Annotated in this window: 8 protein-coding genes and 1 pseudogene; 7 read left to right on the forward strand and 2 right to left on the reverse strand. The window is 54.1% G+C overall.

Features of this window, described 5'->3' with window-relative positions:
* Positions 1-324: 324 nt before the first annotated feature.
* The 5 genes from DP107_RS12150 (at position 325) to DP107_RS21460 (ending at position 8,238) form a co-directional block, all read left to right on the forward strand.
* Positions 325-4,056 carry a PAS domain S-box protein gene (locus DP107_RS12150; RefSeq protein WP_144262424.1) on the forward strand — a complete coding sequence of 1,244 codons (3,732 nt, stop codon included), beginning with the start codon at positions 325-327 and terminating at the stop codon, positions 4,054-4,056.
* A complete protein-coding gene (locus tag DP107_RS12155; RefSeq protein ID WP_144262425.1) occupies positions 4,053-6,767 on the forward strand; it encodes a response regulator in 2,715 nt (904 codons plus the stop codon). The genes DP107_RS12150 and DP107_RS12155 overlap by 4 nt, the downstream gene beginning before the upstream one ends.
* Positions 6,768-6,925: 158 nt before the next feature.
* Positions 6,926-7,249: a HalOD1 output domain-containing protein gene (locus DP107_RS21455; RefSeq protein ID WP_394348543.1), complete on the forward strand. Its 324-nt coding sequence runs from the start codon at positions 6,926-6,928 to the stop codon at positions 7,247-7,249.
* A gap of 10 nt (positions 7,250-7,259) precedes the next feature.
* Positions 7,260-7,853 carry a response regulator gene (locus DP107_RS12160; protein ID WP_144262426.1) on the forward strand — a complete coding sequence of 198 codons (594 nt, stop codon included), beginning with the start codon at positions 7,260-7,262 and terminating at the stop codon, positions 7,851-7,853.
* Position 7,854: 1 nt separating this feature from the next.
* Positions 7,855-8,238, forward strand: coding sequence for a DUF5658 family protein (locus DP107_RS21460; protein ID WP_394348544.1), 384 nt, complete (start codon positions 7,855-7,857; stop codon positions 8,236-8,238).
* A 268-nt stretch (positions 8,239-8,506) separates the two neighbouring features.
* Here the strand turns inward: DP107_RS21460 and DP107_RS12165 are convergent, their stop codons facing one another.
* Complete coding sequence (locus DP107_RS12165; RefSeq protein WP_144262427.1) at positions 8,507-9,760, reverse strand: RNA-guided endonuclease InsQ/TnpB family protein; 1,254 nt, start codon at positions 9,758-9,760, stop codon at positions 8,507-8,509.
* Positions 9,761-10,124: 364 nt separating this feature from the next.
* Here DP107_RS12165 and DP107_RS12170 point away from each other — a divergent pair, with 364 nt between their 5' ends.
* On the forward strand, positions 10,125-11,801 hold the full coding sequence (locus DP107_RS12170) for a transposase (protein ID WP_144262428.1): 1,677 nt from the start codon (positions 10,125-10,127) through the stop codon (positions 11,799-11,801).
* Between the two features lie 388 nt (positions 11,802-12,189).
* On the opposite strand, the pseudogene DP107_RS12175 reads toward DP107_RS12170, so the two are convergent.
* Positions 12,190-14,007, reverse strand: a pseudogene (locus DP107_RS12175) (transposase).
* Positions 14,008-14,440: 433 nt separating this feature from the next.
* Here DP107_RS12175 and DP107_RS12180 point away from each other — a divergent pair.
* Positions 14,441-16,135 carry a sensor histidine kinase gene (locus DP107_RS12180; RefSeq protein WP_185977294.1) on the forward strand — a complete coding sequence of 565 codons (1,695 nt, stop codon included), beginning with the start codon at positions 14,441-14,443 and terminating at the stop codon, positions 16,133-16,135.
* Positions 16,136-16,465: the final 330 nt, after the last annotated feature.

Raw genomic sequence — 16,465 nt, forward strand, 5'->3', positions numbered from 1 at the left:
CTGTCCCTGCTCTCGTCCGCAGTGACCTCTTCTAAATACATATTCTCAGAGAGTTCCTTCACACGTCTGTAACAAGTGGCAATCGGAATATCTAGCTCTTGACTCAGCCAGCTGACTGATCGCGGTTCCCTAGCCGCCCGCAGTATATCTACGCTGTATTTCCGCCCGAGTACCGCAACTGCTTCCGTCGGCATCTTGTTACCACGATTGATTCTCAAGGTTGAATAGCTGTACCCTATATTTATCGAACCAATTCTATTGGGGCCGATATGAAATGGTTCTCCAAGCGAAAACATAATACAGCGAAACAACAAAATCGGATGTATGAGCGATGGAGACGCGTACACGGACCATACCCCCGCAGGACTTCTCGAGTTGTCTTCGGAACTGAATCAAGCTGGTTCTATCGAGGACGTCTCTGTCGTTGCGGTCCGAATGTTGGATCTCAATTTTGATGCGCCTCTTTCGGCGATCTGGGAATACGATGAGGAGGGAAACGAACTCCGCCCAATCGCCGAATCAACTGAGGCACAAGAGGTGATCGGCGATGCACCTATCCTTCCACTCGATTCTCTCGCCGGGCGTGTGTACAGACAGAATCGTCCGGAAGCGTTCGACGATGTCCACGAGGCCGCTGACACGTATAATTCAGACACCCCGATTCGGAGCGAAATTCTTGTGCCAATTTCAGATTTCGGCGTCTTGAGTGTCGGAGCCACTGAAGTGGATGCGTTTACCGAAAAAGACTCAGAACTGGCAAAACTCGTTGCTTCGAATCTTGAAGCTACAATCTCACGAATCCGACGACACGAGGAGCTACAGGCTGAACGTGATTGGACACACACGTTGTTTGAAGGCTCCAACGATGCCATTTTTATTAGTGATTCAGATGCGAATCTCGTCCAAGTAAATCAGGCTGCTTGCGAGTTAACTGGCTATGAGCGAGAGGAACTCCTCTCGATGCGTATTCCCGATCTTCACGAAGAGGTCGACTTACATGCCTATCGGGACTACCACGCCCAAATTTTAGCTGGCGAACCAGCAACCACTGACGCAAAATTGCTTCGGAGCGACGACGATAAAATTGATGTGGAGTTCTCGAACCGTCGGATCGAGCGCGATGGGACGGCCTATATGCATACCGTTGCGAGAGATGTGACGGAACAGCGGGAACGCCGACGTCGTCTGGAGTCATTTCAATCAGCTATCGAGAACGCGAGTGATGGGATTGCTATTTTGGAGAACGAGGAGTACACGTACGTTGATCAAACGCATGCCGACATATACGGGTTCGAGGACAAAAACGAGTTACTCGGGCAGACCTGGCATGAGTTGTATACCGATCCCGTCGAGGTCGAGCGCATAGAGGATGAGGCGCTTTCAGCCCTCTGGTCCGATGGAGAGTGGAGAGGTACTGTAACTGGATCTCCAGAAGGCAAGGGAGAATTTCCGACCGAACTATCGCTGACACGCTTGGAAGACGATCGAATCGTCTGTGTTGTCCGTGACGTGTCTGAAAAATATCGGCGTCAAGCGGAACTTCGGGAGAATGAGCGGCGTTTCGAGTCGGTGTTCGAAGATCCTGAGATGCTGGTCGGATTACTGGAAACCACTGGTGAAGTGATCGATGTGAATGAAACAGCCCTGGAGTACGTTTCGCACGCTAAAGATGAGCTGTTGGGCGAACCGATTTGGGAAGGAGATTGGTGGTCGCATTCCTCGGACCTACAAGCGGATCTACAGGACTGGATCGAACGAGCGGCTGCTGGCGAGTACGTCAGTTTCCAGGCGGAACACCCGGGTCGGGACGGTACTATGCGGTTCGTTATGGGCACAATCCGTCCGGTTGCAGGGGAATCAGGCGTCGAATCGCTCGTTATTTCGAGTCGGGATATCACACCCCGCGAGCAGCGCCGTCGCGAATTAGAGACGTTCCAACGGGCTGTCGAGGATGCGAAAGACGGCTTCGCTATTCTCGAGGATGGAGAATACACCTACATCGACGAGACACACGTGGATATGTATGGGTTCGATGATACTGACCAACTCATCGGGAACTCCTGGCGGATGCTCTATGACGAAGATGAGCTAGAGCGTCTCGAGTCGGAAGCCTTCCCTGTTCTCGAGTCGGAGGGACATTGGCGGGGCAAAGTAACCGGATCCCAACCGGACGGAACGACGTTCCCGGCCGAGATCTCTCTGACTACCATTGACGATGGTCCCCTCGTGTGTACTGTGCGCGATGAAACTGAAAGGCAGCAACGGATTCGGCAGATCCAACGGGAGCGGAAGCGATTCCAGATCCTTTCGGAAGGTCTCGAAGACTACGCCTTTGTCATTCTCGACGACGATGGACAGATCGACAGCTGGAACGATGGAGCAGCCCACATCTTTGGATATGACAAACAAACTGCAATCGGTATGCCAGCAGCAGAGTTACACCCTGAACAGAATCAAAAACGTGGGATCGCTGATCGGTTATTAAAACAGGCATCACTCGCAGGAGAAAGTACTCACGAAGGACAGCGAGTCCGTCAGGATGGATCGTCGTTTCCTGCAGAAGTCTCATACGTCCCGCTTCAAACTGAAGATGGAGTGTTCCTGGGATACGGGATGGTCATCAGAGATCTTACTGACGAGCGTCAACAGCAGCGTAGAACGGAGCGGTTCGTTGAGGAATCAGTCGACCTCGTGTCTATCTTAGATCGCGACGGGTGTTTCAGCTATGTTAGTGGCTCTGCTGAACGGGTTCTTGGATATGATCCAACGCAGCTAAATCAAGAGAGTGTCTTTGATATTATCCATCCTGAGGATCGGGACCGTGTAATGGAAGCGTTTTTCGCCGCCGTGGAGGATTCCGATTCAAGCGTTCAGCTAGAGTTCCAAGCAATGGATGCGGATGAGGAGTGGATTACCGTAGAGGCACGTGGACGGAATCTCTTTGAGGATGAAGCAATTGGTGGGTTTCTGATTTATATACGTGACGTCAGTGACATAAGAGAACAAACGAAAAAATTCGAATCCGTATTCAATCAAACGTTCCAATTGACGGGGCTGCTGACCCAGAGTGGTGAAATCCTCGAATTAAACGACTCACTCACAGAGTTCGGCGGCATACGTGTGGAGAAGGGCAGAGGCACACCGCTCTGGGAGTGCCCTCTGTTCGCGCATTCGCCTGAAGTACAAACTCAAATCAGGCAGGCAGTTACGCAAGCATCTTCGGGTTCATTCGTTCGGTTCGACGTGGAAGCAGAAGGCGTTGATGGACTCGCCAACTTCGACTTCTCGGTCAAGCCGATCTCAAGCCAGCACGGGGAGCTTAGCTTCCTAGTATTCGAGGCACGAGATATCACAGCTCAGGAGCAGCGTCGGCAACACGTCCAGATCTTACACCGGGTTATGCGGCACAATATCCGAAATGATCTGATGAAACTGAGAGGGTATGTCGATCTGCTTGCGTCGGACACGGAGACAGAGGCTCGTGCACAGCACGCTGTGACGATCCGAGACATTCTCGACAAGTGGGGACGCATGGCAAACAAGACCCAAAAGCTCCAGAATATACTCACGAGCGAGAGCGCTCTCGCTTCCCACCAGAGTGCTCGGCAAATAGCGGAGGATATTCAAGCCAAAAAAGAAGACGAGCATGCTAATGCGAATATCACTATCACAGCCGACCACGATCTAGAATCACAAATACCGAGTAAGCTTGAGAAGGCGATTTCTGAGCTCGTTGAGAACGCCATCACAGCGAACGATGCTGAGCAGCCATCCGTACAGATCAGTGTCTCGCAAGCCCATAAGCGGTGGGTAGAGATTTGTGTCTCCGATACTGGGCCTGGACTCCCAGATATGGAGAAAGATCTCCTCGAAACTGGCGAAGAAACACCGCTAAGTCACGGGCAGGGGCTCGGGTTGTGGATGGTGCGGGCACTGGTGACTCGTGCCGGGGGATCGATTTCAGTCGACGCCTCGGGCGATGGGAGTGAGATCAGACTGGAAGTCCCCACTCAACCGACTCGAGAGGACTCAGAAAAACCGGGCATCGTGTCATGAACTATGACTCAAAACGGAAACACAAAATCCTGGTCGTCGAGGATGACCAGAGTTTGGCTGAGCTGTATGCAGAGTGGCTCGCAGACCGCTATGTTGTCGAAACCGCGTACTCTGGCGAAGAAGCCTTAGAAGCGTTTGATGCGACTGTCGATATCGTCCTTCTGGATCGGATGATGCCCGGGTTATCCGGCGGAGAGGTTCTCACGCGACTCAGACAATATGAGTCGAACTGCCAGGTGGTTATCGTCTCTGCGGTGACACCGGACTTCGATATCGTCAAAATGGGATTCGATGCGTATCTCGAAAAGCCCGTTGAAGCTGACGGTCTCGAAGACGTTATCTCCCAGATGCTCACTCGTGCCGAGTACAACGAGGATCTGCAAGAGCTGTTCTCGCTGATAGAACGCCAATCGACCTTGGAAGCCGTCATGGAGGCAGATACCCTCGAAACGAGCCCGAAATACCAGGCACTCACAGACCAAATCACAGAACTCGAAAATAAAGTCGAACGGTACCTCCAGAACCTGCCAGATAGGGATTTTCGAGTGGCTATCGAGCGCCTGCAACGAACTGCAGCAGAGCGCAGGGAACAACAGCAGTACCAGTCCCTCACTGAAGACGTATTAGACACATCACAGGAAGGGGTCATTGTAATTGACCGTGATGGACAAGTGGTGTGGGCAAACGAAACTACCGAAGAATTACTCGGAGTTGATAGAGACGATATCCAAGGGGCTGACTACAGTCGAATTGCTTCTGAATCGTACCAGGAATATCCCTCAGGTGAGCAAACACTGTCTGACCTCGTAACTCATTCTCTAGAGAACATGAATTCCGAAGTCGAAGCCATCGTCCGTATCCGTGAGACGGCTTCGAAAGAGCAGCAGTGGTTGGAGTACTGGAGCGGGCCGATTCAAACTGGTCTCTATGCAGGCGGGCGGATTGAACACTACCACAATATTACAGAGAGGTACGCGTATGAACAACAGCTTGAGGATCTGCATGCGGTTTCCCGCGATCTAATGACAGCGGACTCGGAACGTAGCATCGGCGAGACCGTGACAACTGCCGCAGTCGGGGAACTCGGATTCGAGTTTGCCGCGATATATACACGAGAAGAGCACACGGGACGCTTGGTCCCACTAGCACACGCATCCACGGAAGATGGTACTGAAATCGACCTTCCCACTATCTCTGAAGGAGACACACCAGTCTGGACGACCTATGTGACTCGAACGGAACAGTTGGCTCCCGACGACGAAGACGTAGTAGATACTCGGTCGAGCCAGTGGTTGGCAGAGGAGTTCTCGTCGTGGCGACTCTACTCACTAGAATCAGAGGGGGTTCTGTTGGTGGGGATGACCACGACGCCAGAGATCTCCTCAAGAAAGAACAAATTGGCAAAGACGTTAGCAGCGAACGCAGCAAGCGCATTCGAACGAACAGCACAAGAGGCGGCCCTTCGGCAACGCGACCAGCGGTTAAACGAGCAAAACGAACGGCTGACACGACTGGATCGAATCAATACACTGATACGGTCGATAAGTGCCACGGTTATCAGTGCAAATACACGAGAAGAACTGGAGCAAGAGGTCTGTAATGCTTTAGCTCATCTGGATCTGATTAGCGGGGCGTGGATCGGTAAAAAAGATATTAATACGAATACGATCAAGGTCAGAGCCAAAACGGATTCGCTCCAATATCAAAAAGTGGGGGCGAACGACACTCCAGCAGATGACAATACCCAGCGGAGTAACTCTACATTGCCACCTGCTGAACGGGCATACAGGATTGAAGATTCGGTCGTGGAGAGCGACTTAATGACCGCTCGCTCCGAAACGGAGTGGGAACAAGACGCACTGAAAAATGGCACCAACTCGATTGTGGCTGTACCACTACAGAGCGAGGCTTCGATCCTTGGCGTATTAGAAGTCCACTCCAAACTACCAAACGCCTTTGCTGAAGAAGAGGTGACAGCCCTCACAGAGCTCGGTCAAATAATAGGTCACGGGATATCAGCACTCCGGCAAAAGGCGGCGCTTCTATGTGGTGGGGGCACAATTCTCGAAATTCAGTTCGAGGACGATACTGGCCTTGCAACTCTTGTTTCGGATATGGAGACGGATCTCGAAGTGTTGAATGTAGTGACTGAGAGTCCAGATCACCTCCTGTTCGCGCGAGTGACCGGTGAAAACGTGACCCCCGAGGCGTTCGAAGCTGCTGGTTTCGATCCAGAGACGGTCATTTTGAGCGACTCTCGAAATGGTATCTACTGTAAAGTCCCGGTGCGGAACAGCAGCTTTTGCGAGAAACTGACCGACCAAGGAGTTGCGATAAATCAAATCACAAACGCTTCCGAGTCCAACGAGATCGTGGTTTCAGTAACCGTGCCATTCACCGTCGACGTCGGGGAATATCTGAGTTCACTCCGGGAAGACTACAGCGATCTCACCCTGTTATCCAAACTGGATAGTGAGCGGGGAGAAACTAATACCTCTCTCTCAGTACGTCTTGATGGAGCTCTTACCGCCCGGCAAGAAGAAGTCTTGCAGACGGCGCTCTACGCAGGATATTTTAATTGGCCGCGGGATGCAGATTCGACGTTGATTGCCAAGACTCTCGATATCGCACAGTCAACGTTCAACCAGCATCTTCGAGCTGCTGAGTCTAATCTGCTGACGACTCTCTATCAGGATTCAACCGAGCTGTGACCTGCCTCAGTATCACGTTCTACAGTACTCGGGCTGTCCTGCTTATCGATATTCGGAAAACTGGCTCCAAATAGTGGGCCTTTCCATATAGGCATTATATTTGGTGGCCCGATATTACAGGGTAGAAGGCCTTTGATTGTAGAATAGATATATTCTTTATGCCCCAAAGCTCTCCGCACCGAGAGTCTGAACCTACGGGATGGAGTACAGATTCCCAAATAGTGCGTGAATTTGATAGACCTCTCCGTGTTTCGGATGCGGTCATTGAGACACTTATGGAAGCTGTCGAAGACTGGCCGGAACTCAGTAGATCACCTCCGGTGTTCGAATTTGTTGATGCAGACAAATTAGATGGCTTGTTCAAAACTCGTACAGTCGAGGAGACCAGTCATATGCCCTCTGTGGAGTTTCTCTTTCAGGACGCACTTGTGACGGTCATGTACGCATCAACGGTGCGTGTCATCGTCGAACGAGATGCGTGAGTGATAATAGATGACCCATTCCAGTACCGTTCTGATCGTCGAAGACGAAGAGAATCTCGCTGACTTGTTCGGCATTTGGCTACAGGAGCAGTTCGAGGTTCATGTAGCCTATTCCGGGGAAGATGCACTAGAAATCTTCGCTGAGGAACCGATTGATATTGTCCTTTTAGATCGTCGAATGCCGGGCCTCTCTGGCACGGAAGTGCTACAATCAATTCGTGAAGGCGGCGATGCCCAGCAGGTGATCATGGTAACAGCTGTTCAGCCAACGGAAGACCTAGCGTCCATCGATGTGGATGAATATCTTCTCAAACCAATCGACCGGACAAAGCTTCTTCGAGCTGTGGAAGCTGCAGAGCTGATTCTAACATACGAAGATTCACTCACAGAGCTTCTCTCACTCACCGCGAGGAAAGCCACGTTAGAAGCGAACCTTGACAAAACAGAGCTGGAACAGGACGATCGATACGGCGATCTCCTCCAGAGAATACGGGAGTTGGAGGAGGAAGCTGATACGACACTTCAGCGTCTCGAAACAGATTATCAGATCGATATGCTGGTCAGAGACCAGCGTATCGGATCCCAACCTGTAGAGCAATTCTGATATGGTGCGAGGAGCCGTGGCATCCACTAATTGTGCTACCAGCAGCAGTATCGAAGTACTCGCAGAAAATAAATATCCACTGCTCATCGGATTGGTCTTCGTACGAGCTATCGATGCGAGTCTCACGTACTATGGGCTAAGCATCGGACTGCGAGAAGCCAATCCGATTGTCGTACTTATTGTTGAGACTCTCGGAATCATCCCCGGCTTATTCTTTCTCTCGTCGGTGTCACTAGTGTTATTATTCTTTCTTGGTGAATACCTGCTTCCCGGAGTCGCACAATCGAGACATAATATCGATCTGTGGAGCAATGTAGCATATCTTTCAGGTTTGGTCGTATGGAGCGCTGTGTCGCTTCATAATATGGTACTCATTTGGATGTGAGATTGATTGAGTTTGTCGGTTTATTATTATATGTTTTAATTGTGTTAATTATATCATTTACTATGCTGCTTTCTCTGCTTTAATTTCCGCAATGAAGGCCCAAACCCTCATTTTATAAACGGTTTAGGGGGATGCATTATCGCAGCGGCAATTCACGGATTAAAACTGGATAGAGTATTGACACCTATTAGCAGAGGCAATCTACGAGTTACACTATACATGACATCCTCCGCGCCGTGAACGGCGCGGTTTCCCAAGCGTTGGGATCTTATGGTTCGCGGGACGCCCACTCTTGTGGGGCGACTTGCCCCGTGGATTTGTCGAACAGGCGCACCGCTGGCTGTGCCATCCAGCCGTTATCCCTATCTCCCCCGTCACAGACGAGATTCGGGAGTACCTTCTGTCGGATGTTCTCGGCTCCGTTCACGTCGGCGTTGGCGACCACCCCGCACTCGTCGCAGACGTACAGCCCACGTTCGACGCGCTGGCTGTCGTCGGTCGTCCCACAGGATGCACACGATTTGGACGTGCCGCGCTCGTCCACGAGCTCGACGCTGATGCCGCGCTCGGCGGCTTTGTATTCCAGCATCTCGATGGAGCGGTCGAACGCCCATCCGTGCAGGTCCAGATTGCCGTGGTCGCCCCAATCGGCGTCCTCGCGGATACCAGAGAGGTCGCCCACGGCAATCGTCCCGACGTTGCGGGCCGCACACTCAGCTACCACATCCTTCGAGACGGCGTCCAAGAAGTGGTCACGCCGCCCCCGGCGCTTCCGGTCTAGTCGTTGCGCTTTGTGGGAGTCGCTGTCGTCGCACGTCGCTCGCTCCTTCTGGAAGTAGTAGTCGTCCTCTTTGAGTGCGCCGCCGGGGTACAGCAGGGCCTCGTCTCCGACCGCGACGGCGGCAAAGTTGCAGATGCCGAGGTCGATACCTGCCACCCGGTCGCCGGGAGGGTCCGGGTCGCCAGTGTCGACGCGACAGACGATGTGCAACTCCCACTCCTTACCGGTCCAGACCGCCCGGACCTGCTGGACGTGCTGTACGTCCACATCCGGGTCGGTGGCGTACTCGCAGAGAACGAAGTCCGACCACGACTTTTTGAGATTCGCTCCTTTCGAGAGTCGAATCCTGTTGTGGTCGGGATCGTGTTTGAAACCGTCCTCTTTGAACGTGACCGTCGAGCGGGGATGCTCGTCGCCCTGCTTGCGGTAGCCGGGTGGGTTCGCGTCCCCGTTGCCCTTTTGACGGTGGGCGTACCACGAGTCGAACGCTTCAGCCAATTCTTCGAGAATTGCCTGACTGGATTGAGCGTTCAAATCCGCGTAGCGTTCGTGACTCTTGAGGTACGCTTTGAGCGTGCCGTGGTCTGGAATCGTGCCGGTTTCACTCCAGATACAGTCGCAGGTCCACCGGGCGACGTTCCAGAGTTTCGAGGCGGCGAACCCAAGCGAATTGAGGTCGTCGCGCACCTGCTGGTGGTTGCGAATGGACGCAACGTAGGTGCGCGTGACCAGATTCGCCATACATAGCCTGTGGCGGAGTGGCTACATAATGGCGTGCCAACCGGAGTGAAAGTGGAATATCCGGCCCGACAGACCCGCGTGGACTGTGGCACCGGGCTTACGCGATTCACGCCCGGCGTGAACGCCGGGATTCTCTCGCTGTTAGAAGATAGATAGTAAGGCCAATACTTAGACGTTGACAATATTGATCAGGTATATCTATTGGGTTCAGAATTATGTTCTTCCTCAATAATAATCGAACCGGATACCTCCCAAACTGGTATCCAGCGAAGCGTCAGAGGCACACCCACCCCGCCCCCCCCACCCACCCCCGTTTAATTAAATATAACACGCGTTTTGAGTTCGTTCTACTTTCTATAGACTGATGCCCTACACCAGTCAGTCCTGTCGGACTGTGTTTCGACGGATCGCCCAACGACAATATAGTGAGTGGCCGGCGTACAATTCGACACCACTGTACGATCGAACGTCGCTCGCTGGACTGGAACCTGATATCCGGACAGTCTCAGAGACGTGGTTCGATCACGATAGTCACGACTCTATCGAGGAGTTCGTCTGTGCACTCCCGCTAGCCTACTTTCGATTTAGCGCCCATGATCAGTATGCGGGGTCGACACGCTACCAGATGGCCACTCTCTTCCGGGTGTTCGTCCTGCAAGAATGCCACGGGTGGGAGCACGAAACCGCACTCGTTGGCTACCTCAGGAACCACCCTGAAGTCCGCGATAAACTGGGGTTCGAGACGATCCCGTACCAATCGACACTGTGGCGAAGCTGGCACGAGCGGTTCACCCCTGACCTCCGAGAGACTGTCGAGACAGCGGCTCGAACGATTCTCATCAAAGCACAGAATGCAGGTGTCGCGGTTCCGCGTGAGCCGGCACGAAAGCTCCGATACCACGGGAACGAGTCTGGTGAGTCAGACCCGAATGATCAAACTACGTTGGAGCAGGCAGAGAAGATCACCGGACACGTCAGCCGCATCGTGTTCCCGGCGTTTTCGCTGGAACGTGGCGAGGGCTGTGAGATACACGAGAACGCCTACTGGGACTTACAGACGTATCTCGGACTTCGCGAGCGGCTGGCTGCGAATGAAGGGGCTCGCAGTTTTGTCTACGAATCGACTCGGGATCGGACACCGCTGGGCCACGCCCATCGCGAGCACATCCGCGACCTCTCGGTTGACCAAGTGCGAGAGATGTACCGGCAGGCCATCACTCGGCTCCTGAACGAAGTTGCGGAGACAGAGCAGTTCTTTCGAGCGGGGATCGTCGCGATCGACATTACCGAAGCTGACCCCTTCACAGGCGATAGAACTGGCTACGAGGATGAGATCATCGGAACGAAGGAGAAGAACGACGAATACGCCTACCAGTGGGCGACGGTGCAGTTGGTCGGGAATGCCGTCCCGATTGTGCTGGACGCGCGCCCCGTCCGAAAGGGGGAGACACGACTGGAAATCGTCGAGGACTTGCTGGATTCGGCTGAGGACCTCGTTCACGTCGATAACGTGCTGATGGACCGGGAGTTCGATAGCCAGCACGTCCTAGAGATGATCAGCCAGCGCGGCCTCTCCTACGTCGTTCCCAAGCGGATGCAGACCAGCGAGAAGGCCCAAGCCAAGCGGTTGCTCCAGCGTGACCAGGGCCGATACGAGACGGATCGGAAGCTTCACCTCGGCAAGAACGAATGGCACGAGACGACGCTGATCTACCGGCGGAAAGAGGACTCCGAGTACGACGATCACCGGCAGTATTCGGTGTTCATGACGAACCGGGGGAGCGGACACCTTACGGAGTATGGCTACCGATGGGAAATCGAGAGCGGCTACAGATCGATAAAGCGGTTCATGGCGGCGACGACGTCGAAGGATTTCGGGCTACGGTTCTTCTACTTCGCATTCGCCTGCCTGTTGTACTCGATCTGGCGGGCTGTCGATCTGCTCGTGCAGGTTGAGTTGACTGGTGAGTACGAACATTCGCCGATGGTAACAGCCGACAACACGCTGACGCTGCTGAAGAAGGAGACTGGAATCGGGTAGTGAGGATCTCTCCCCGTGGTAGCGCGGTGTCTAAGTGGCTACACTACCCGCGGTCTCGGAAACACCTCGAATAAATTGGCTATCCAACAATAACGGCCGTTCAGAAAGCGATCTGAATCAGTTTCTGCTCATCGATTCGGCCGAAACCACGCATCACAGCCCCGCTAATCCCGCTGTAGTCTCAACTTCCAGCTCCGGGCTGATGTTGCGAAGATAGTTCTATAATGCATAGGTTTCGAGCCTATATGCACTGAAAGAATTATCCGGGGCTCGATGAAACTGGGCTTCTGTGAAACCTCTCGGAATCCATTCACAAATCGGCGAAGAATTCTGTGTTCAGGATAGCGCAGCCGCTCACGATCGAGTAAGCCCAGAGGAAACGAGGGGGTTAGTCGGGTGGGTCGAGGCCGTAGTTCTTCTTGGCGAACGTCAAGAACGAGTTCGCCGAGATGGCTGGCCCGTCTCCGACTTCGCTCTCCAGTTCCAGCTGGACGAGGATGTCTACGAGCCGCCAGCAGTTGTATAGCACGCAGGCGAACGCGAAATTGAAGTACCGGAACCGATGGTCCGGAGACTGCGTCTCTGCGAGGAACGTCTTCAGCTTCTTGAACCCGTTCTCGATGCCCCAGCGACGCTTGTATCGAGACATCAGCCGTCCGATCTGGTGCTTCATCTCACGCTCATCGTCGGGATCGACGTCCACCCACGGGAGATTCGTCTCGAAGGGGACCGTCGGCGCTTCGACCCGCGCCGGTTCGTCGATCTTCTCCTCTTCGGCAACGTCGTCGAGGAGGTTGCTCAGGGGAGAGTCGCTGTTGCGGTCCTCCGATAGCGGAGTCGTATCACCGACATCTTCGAAGTCCTCGATGAGTTCCTGGCGAATCGTCATGTCCGTCCCATCGTCGTCGTCCTCGTCTTCGCGTTCCCACTCGCGCTTCGGGAGGTAGATCGCCTTCCTCGTCGGCCCGCCATCGAGACGTTCCTGCTCAACGACGTCGAAGTCCTTGTCTTCCCTGGCGAGCCTGGCGATCTGGTGTTCGTGGTCGCTGCTGGACCGGACGACACCGGGGTTGAGGTAGTAGACATCGTGCTTCTCGCAGGCGTCCTTCACGCCCCCGTTGGCGAACTCCCGGTCCATCATCACGAGGTCGAGGCCGGGCACGACGTCAGTCGCACCGTCGAGGAGGTCGTCCACAAGGTCCGCCCGCTTTCGGCCTCGGTCGACCGGAACGGCGTCGAGGATCAGGGGCACGTCGTGGCCGACAATCTTGATGACTGCCCACTGGAAGAACGGCCCGTCCTCGCCTTTGTAGCCGAGCAGCCATGGTTCCTTATTTTTCCCGTTGCTGTCGCAGGTGACCTCGCCGCCCCACGGGTTGCCTTTCGTGATGTCAATGGCCGCCATCTGCTTGCGGCCCATCTTGTCCTCCGATTTCGCCCGTGCAACCAGCGTCCGCGCGGTCTCCCGGAGCATCGTCCGGAGTCGTTCGATACCCAGCGTCCGCGTCTGTAATCGGTGGGAGTCGCCCGACGGCGTCCTCCGGCGGGTGGTGTCCTCAGCGAACGACTGCGCCCCGTCGTTCGGGTGCATGTCGGTCCGCATCCCGAGGTAGGCCTGCTGTTCCCAGAACGACCCCTCCGGGATCGAGGCATTGCCGGCGCGGTCCAAGTGGAAGCAGTCCTCAACGATAGGCTTCGCGCCCTTCCACACCTCACGCGCTTTCTCGCGTGCGAGGGTGTCCTTGCTCTTCGAAGTCGTGATCGTGTCGGTCGGTTGGTTCGGGAGGAACTCGGCTTCGGGTGCGGGGATGTCGTGGTATTGAGCGATGTCCACAACGACCTCGGCAGCATCCCGGACCGCGTCGTGGACGCCTTCGAGGCGGTATTCCCACGCTCGCCAGAGTGTAGACTGGTCGGGGATGTCCTCAAAGCCGAGCTGCGTGCAGAGGAACGGGTTCTCCTTGAGGTAGCGCCAGAGTGCGGTCGCGTTCTTCTATCCCTTGACGCAACGCAGGACATGGGCGCGGAAGACGGCTTCCCACGGTTTCGGGTCGCCCTGTTCGTGGTCATACGTGTCGTAAAAGCGGAGGTAGCACGCCGGTACTTCGGCGACGAGGTCTTCCAGAGAGACGTCGCGGTCGTATCGGACCTGTTGTTTGTGGGGGTGGGTCTTGAGTACACCATCGACCATCTCGCGGAACGTCATATCGAACGACTGCGCTTCCACGAGGTCGCCGGTGTTCGTGCCGAAGAGCCCTTCTACTTCGTAATCTTTCGGCGTCGATTCGTAGCCCGCGCTGTCGAGACGCCTCGGTGGCCCGAGGCGCTCCCACCGCGACCCGGTCGGGGCCTGTCCCGCGCGTGCTGTCACTATTCAGGAATTACGCGGCTTCGTATATAAACCTCCAGAAAAGCAAGGTCTACCGGACCGATCTATTCGGCGTCTGCGAGTTAGTCTTTTTTATGACGAGATATGGGGATTAGCGGCCTTGTTGAAATCCCCAGCCACAGATGATTTCGATGACACTACTGAATAGACTTTCCTACACGGAGAGTCTGTGATGTCTTCATGTGTTTACCAACACACTCGGCATCTGGGCGACATACTTATTCTACTCCCCTTTTTTGTTTTTCCTACTGTGAGTATCGCCCCATTTGATCTGATGATATTCGGGATCCCGGCCCTCATAGCAGTGGGTGTTGCGTTGGCTGCGTGGCAATATCGATCAAATCCTGGGGGCACGCCGCTCATTATTCACGGGCTTGGGTCAGCCGTCTGGGTACTCAGCTATGGAGCGGGCACTCGACTCAACAGCCAACTGATTGCTCCGGGTATGCTGGGTCTTTCGTGGCTCGCTGCGGTTGTAGTGGCCTTCTCGGGTATGTATGTCGCCGTCGAGTACACCGAACGGGCGTGGCTCAAACACCCAACGATACTGGGCAGCATTGGTGGCTACCTTTGTTTGGAGGCACTGATGATTGGCCTCAATCCCGCCGATCTATTCTATTCCCGTGCGCCGACAGTTGTTCAAAACGGGACGCCAGTGTATGAGTTCGGCGCCTGGTGGACAGTCCATCTTATTGTGGCGTTTGCCGCAGCTGCTGCTATGCTGGGGATGTTTCTTGAAGCATATTTGAGCCACAGTGGCAGGTATCGCCGACAGGCCCGTGCAATAGTCGCTGGTATCGCAATCAGCTACATTGCACTTATTATCGAAGTGGCCGGACTTGAACCGTATCCCGACCTGCTGTATAATACAACGATGGTTGGGGATACAATCCTGTCCGTAGCTTTTCTGTGGGCCCTGTTCTACGCTGATTTTTTGCACCTGACTCCCGTTGCACGCGAGACGTTACTGGAGGAGGTAGAGGACGCCACGGTTGTAACCGATAGACAGGGCCGCCTTAGTTATTTCAACCGAACTGCTCAGGATTTGTTTGGTATTGATCCAGAGTACGCAGGTATGCCAGCAGACGATGTTTTCATTCAGGGAACGAATGAGCGCTTGGATCAGTTCACCGATACGGACAATAGTAAGACGGAAATTGTGGTGACACCTGAGGACGAGAGACGATATTTTTCAGTATCGGCATCACCGCTCAACGGTGATAGAGGCCGCGCATTCGTGTTTCATGAAATCACGGCAGAAAGGGAGTATAGACAGCGTATCGAAGAGCAGCGAGACAATCTTGAAACGCTCAATCAGGTCCTGCGACACGACATACGCAACGACCTCCAACTGGTCATAGCGTACGCTGATCTCCTTGACGATGAGTGTGAAACAGAAGACGAACAACAGTATATAGATACGATCAATGAGAGCGCTGACCACGCGGTTGAACTCACTCAAACGGCGCGGGATTTATCAGAAGTTATGCTCACAGATGAAGTTGAAGGACAGCGACTTAATTTCCAAACGATGCTTGCAGACGAAGTGGCCGAAGTACAAGCCTCATACCCCGGTGCGACTCTTGAGTTTGGAACAGAAATACCGTCGGTCACCCTCGCGGCAAGCGATATGATCTCCTCTGTCTTTCGGAACCTATTGAAGAACGCCATTCAGCACAATAACAAGGAGGTGGCTGAGGTGATTGTCTCGGCAACCGATCACGGGGATACAGTAACAGTCACAATTGCTGATAATGGTCTTGGCGTCCCTGATGATCAAAAAGAAGCAGTCTTTGGGAAAGGAGAGCGTGGACTAGACAGTACTGGCACCGGCATAGGGTTACACCTTGTTGACACGCTCGTCAACGTTCATGATGGTGAGGTATGGATTGAAGACAACGAACCTGAAGGAGCGATATTTACCGTTGAACTACCCACTGTGTAGGCAACCTCGGGCGCGGTGGTGACGCAAATCTCCGATTTGCGAAAGCCGAAAACCGCAGGTTTTCGGAAGCCCGAGGCTTTTGTAGTTCCCTCAGTTCAGGGGCGACCACTCCCTGTTCCGCAAGGGAACGGAACAAGATGGGCGGCTTACGCGCCCTGACCCGGACAGACGCACCAACCTGACTTGTGGCTGGGTTTTGTGAGTCCCGTAATCCGACTCGTCATGGTCAAGTTTCGCCTTCTCACGCCACGCGATGTTCACCGATGCATTCCGGTCAGCATGGTCTTGCACCACGTCACACTCGTTGTTCGTACAGCGGAATCGCCGCCC

The organism is Haloglomus irregulare (genome assembly GCF_007421925.1).
Classification (GTDB): Archaea; Halobacteriota; Halobacteria; order Halobacteriales; family Haloarculaceae; genus Haloglomus; species Haloglomus irregulare.

Excerpts from the sequence above, each read along its gene's own strand:
- DP107_RS12160 (WP_144262426.1), top strand. The coding sequence starts at position 7,260 with ATGACCCATTCCAGTACCGTTCTGATCGTCGAAGACGAAGAGAATCTC.
- DP107_RS21460 (WP_394348544.1), top strand. The coding sequence starts at position 7,855 with ATGGTGCGAGGAGCCGTGGCATCCACTAATTGTGCTACCAGCAGCAGT.
- DP107_RS12170 (WP_144262428.1), top strand. The coding sequence starts at position 10,125 with ATGCCCTACACCAGTCAGTCCTGTCGGACTGTGTTTCGACGGATCGCC.
- DP107_RS21455 (WP_394348543.1), top strand. The coding sequence starts at position 6,926 with ATGCCCCAAAGCTCTCCGCACCGAGAGTCTGAACCTACGGGATGGAGT.
- DP107_RS12165 (WP_144262427.1), bottom strand. The coding sequence starts at position 9,760 with ATGGCGAATCTGGTCACGCGCACCTACGTTGCGTCCATTCGCAACCAC.
- DP107_RS12155 (WP_144262425.1), top strand. The coding sequence starts at position 4,053 with ATGAACTATGACTCAAAACGGAAACACAAAATCCTGGTCGTCGAGGAT.
- DP107_RS12150 (WP_144262424.1), top strand. The coding sequence starts at position 325 with ATGAGCGATGGAGACGCGTACACGGACCATACCCCCGCAGGACTTCTC.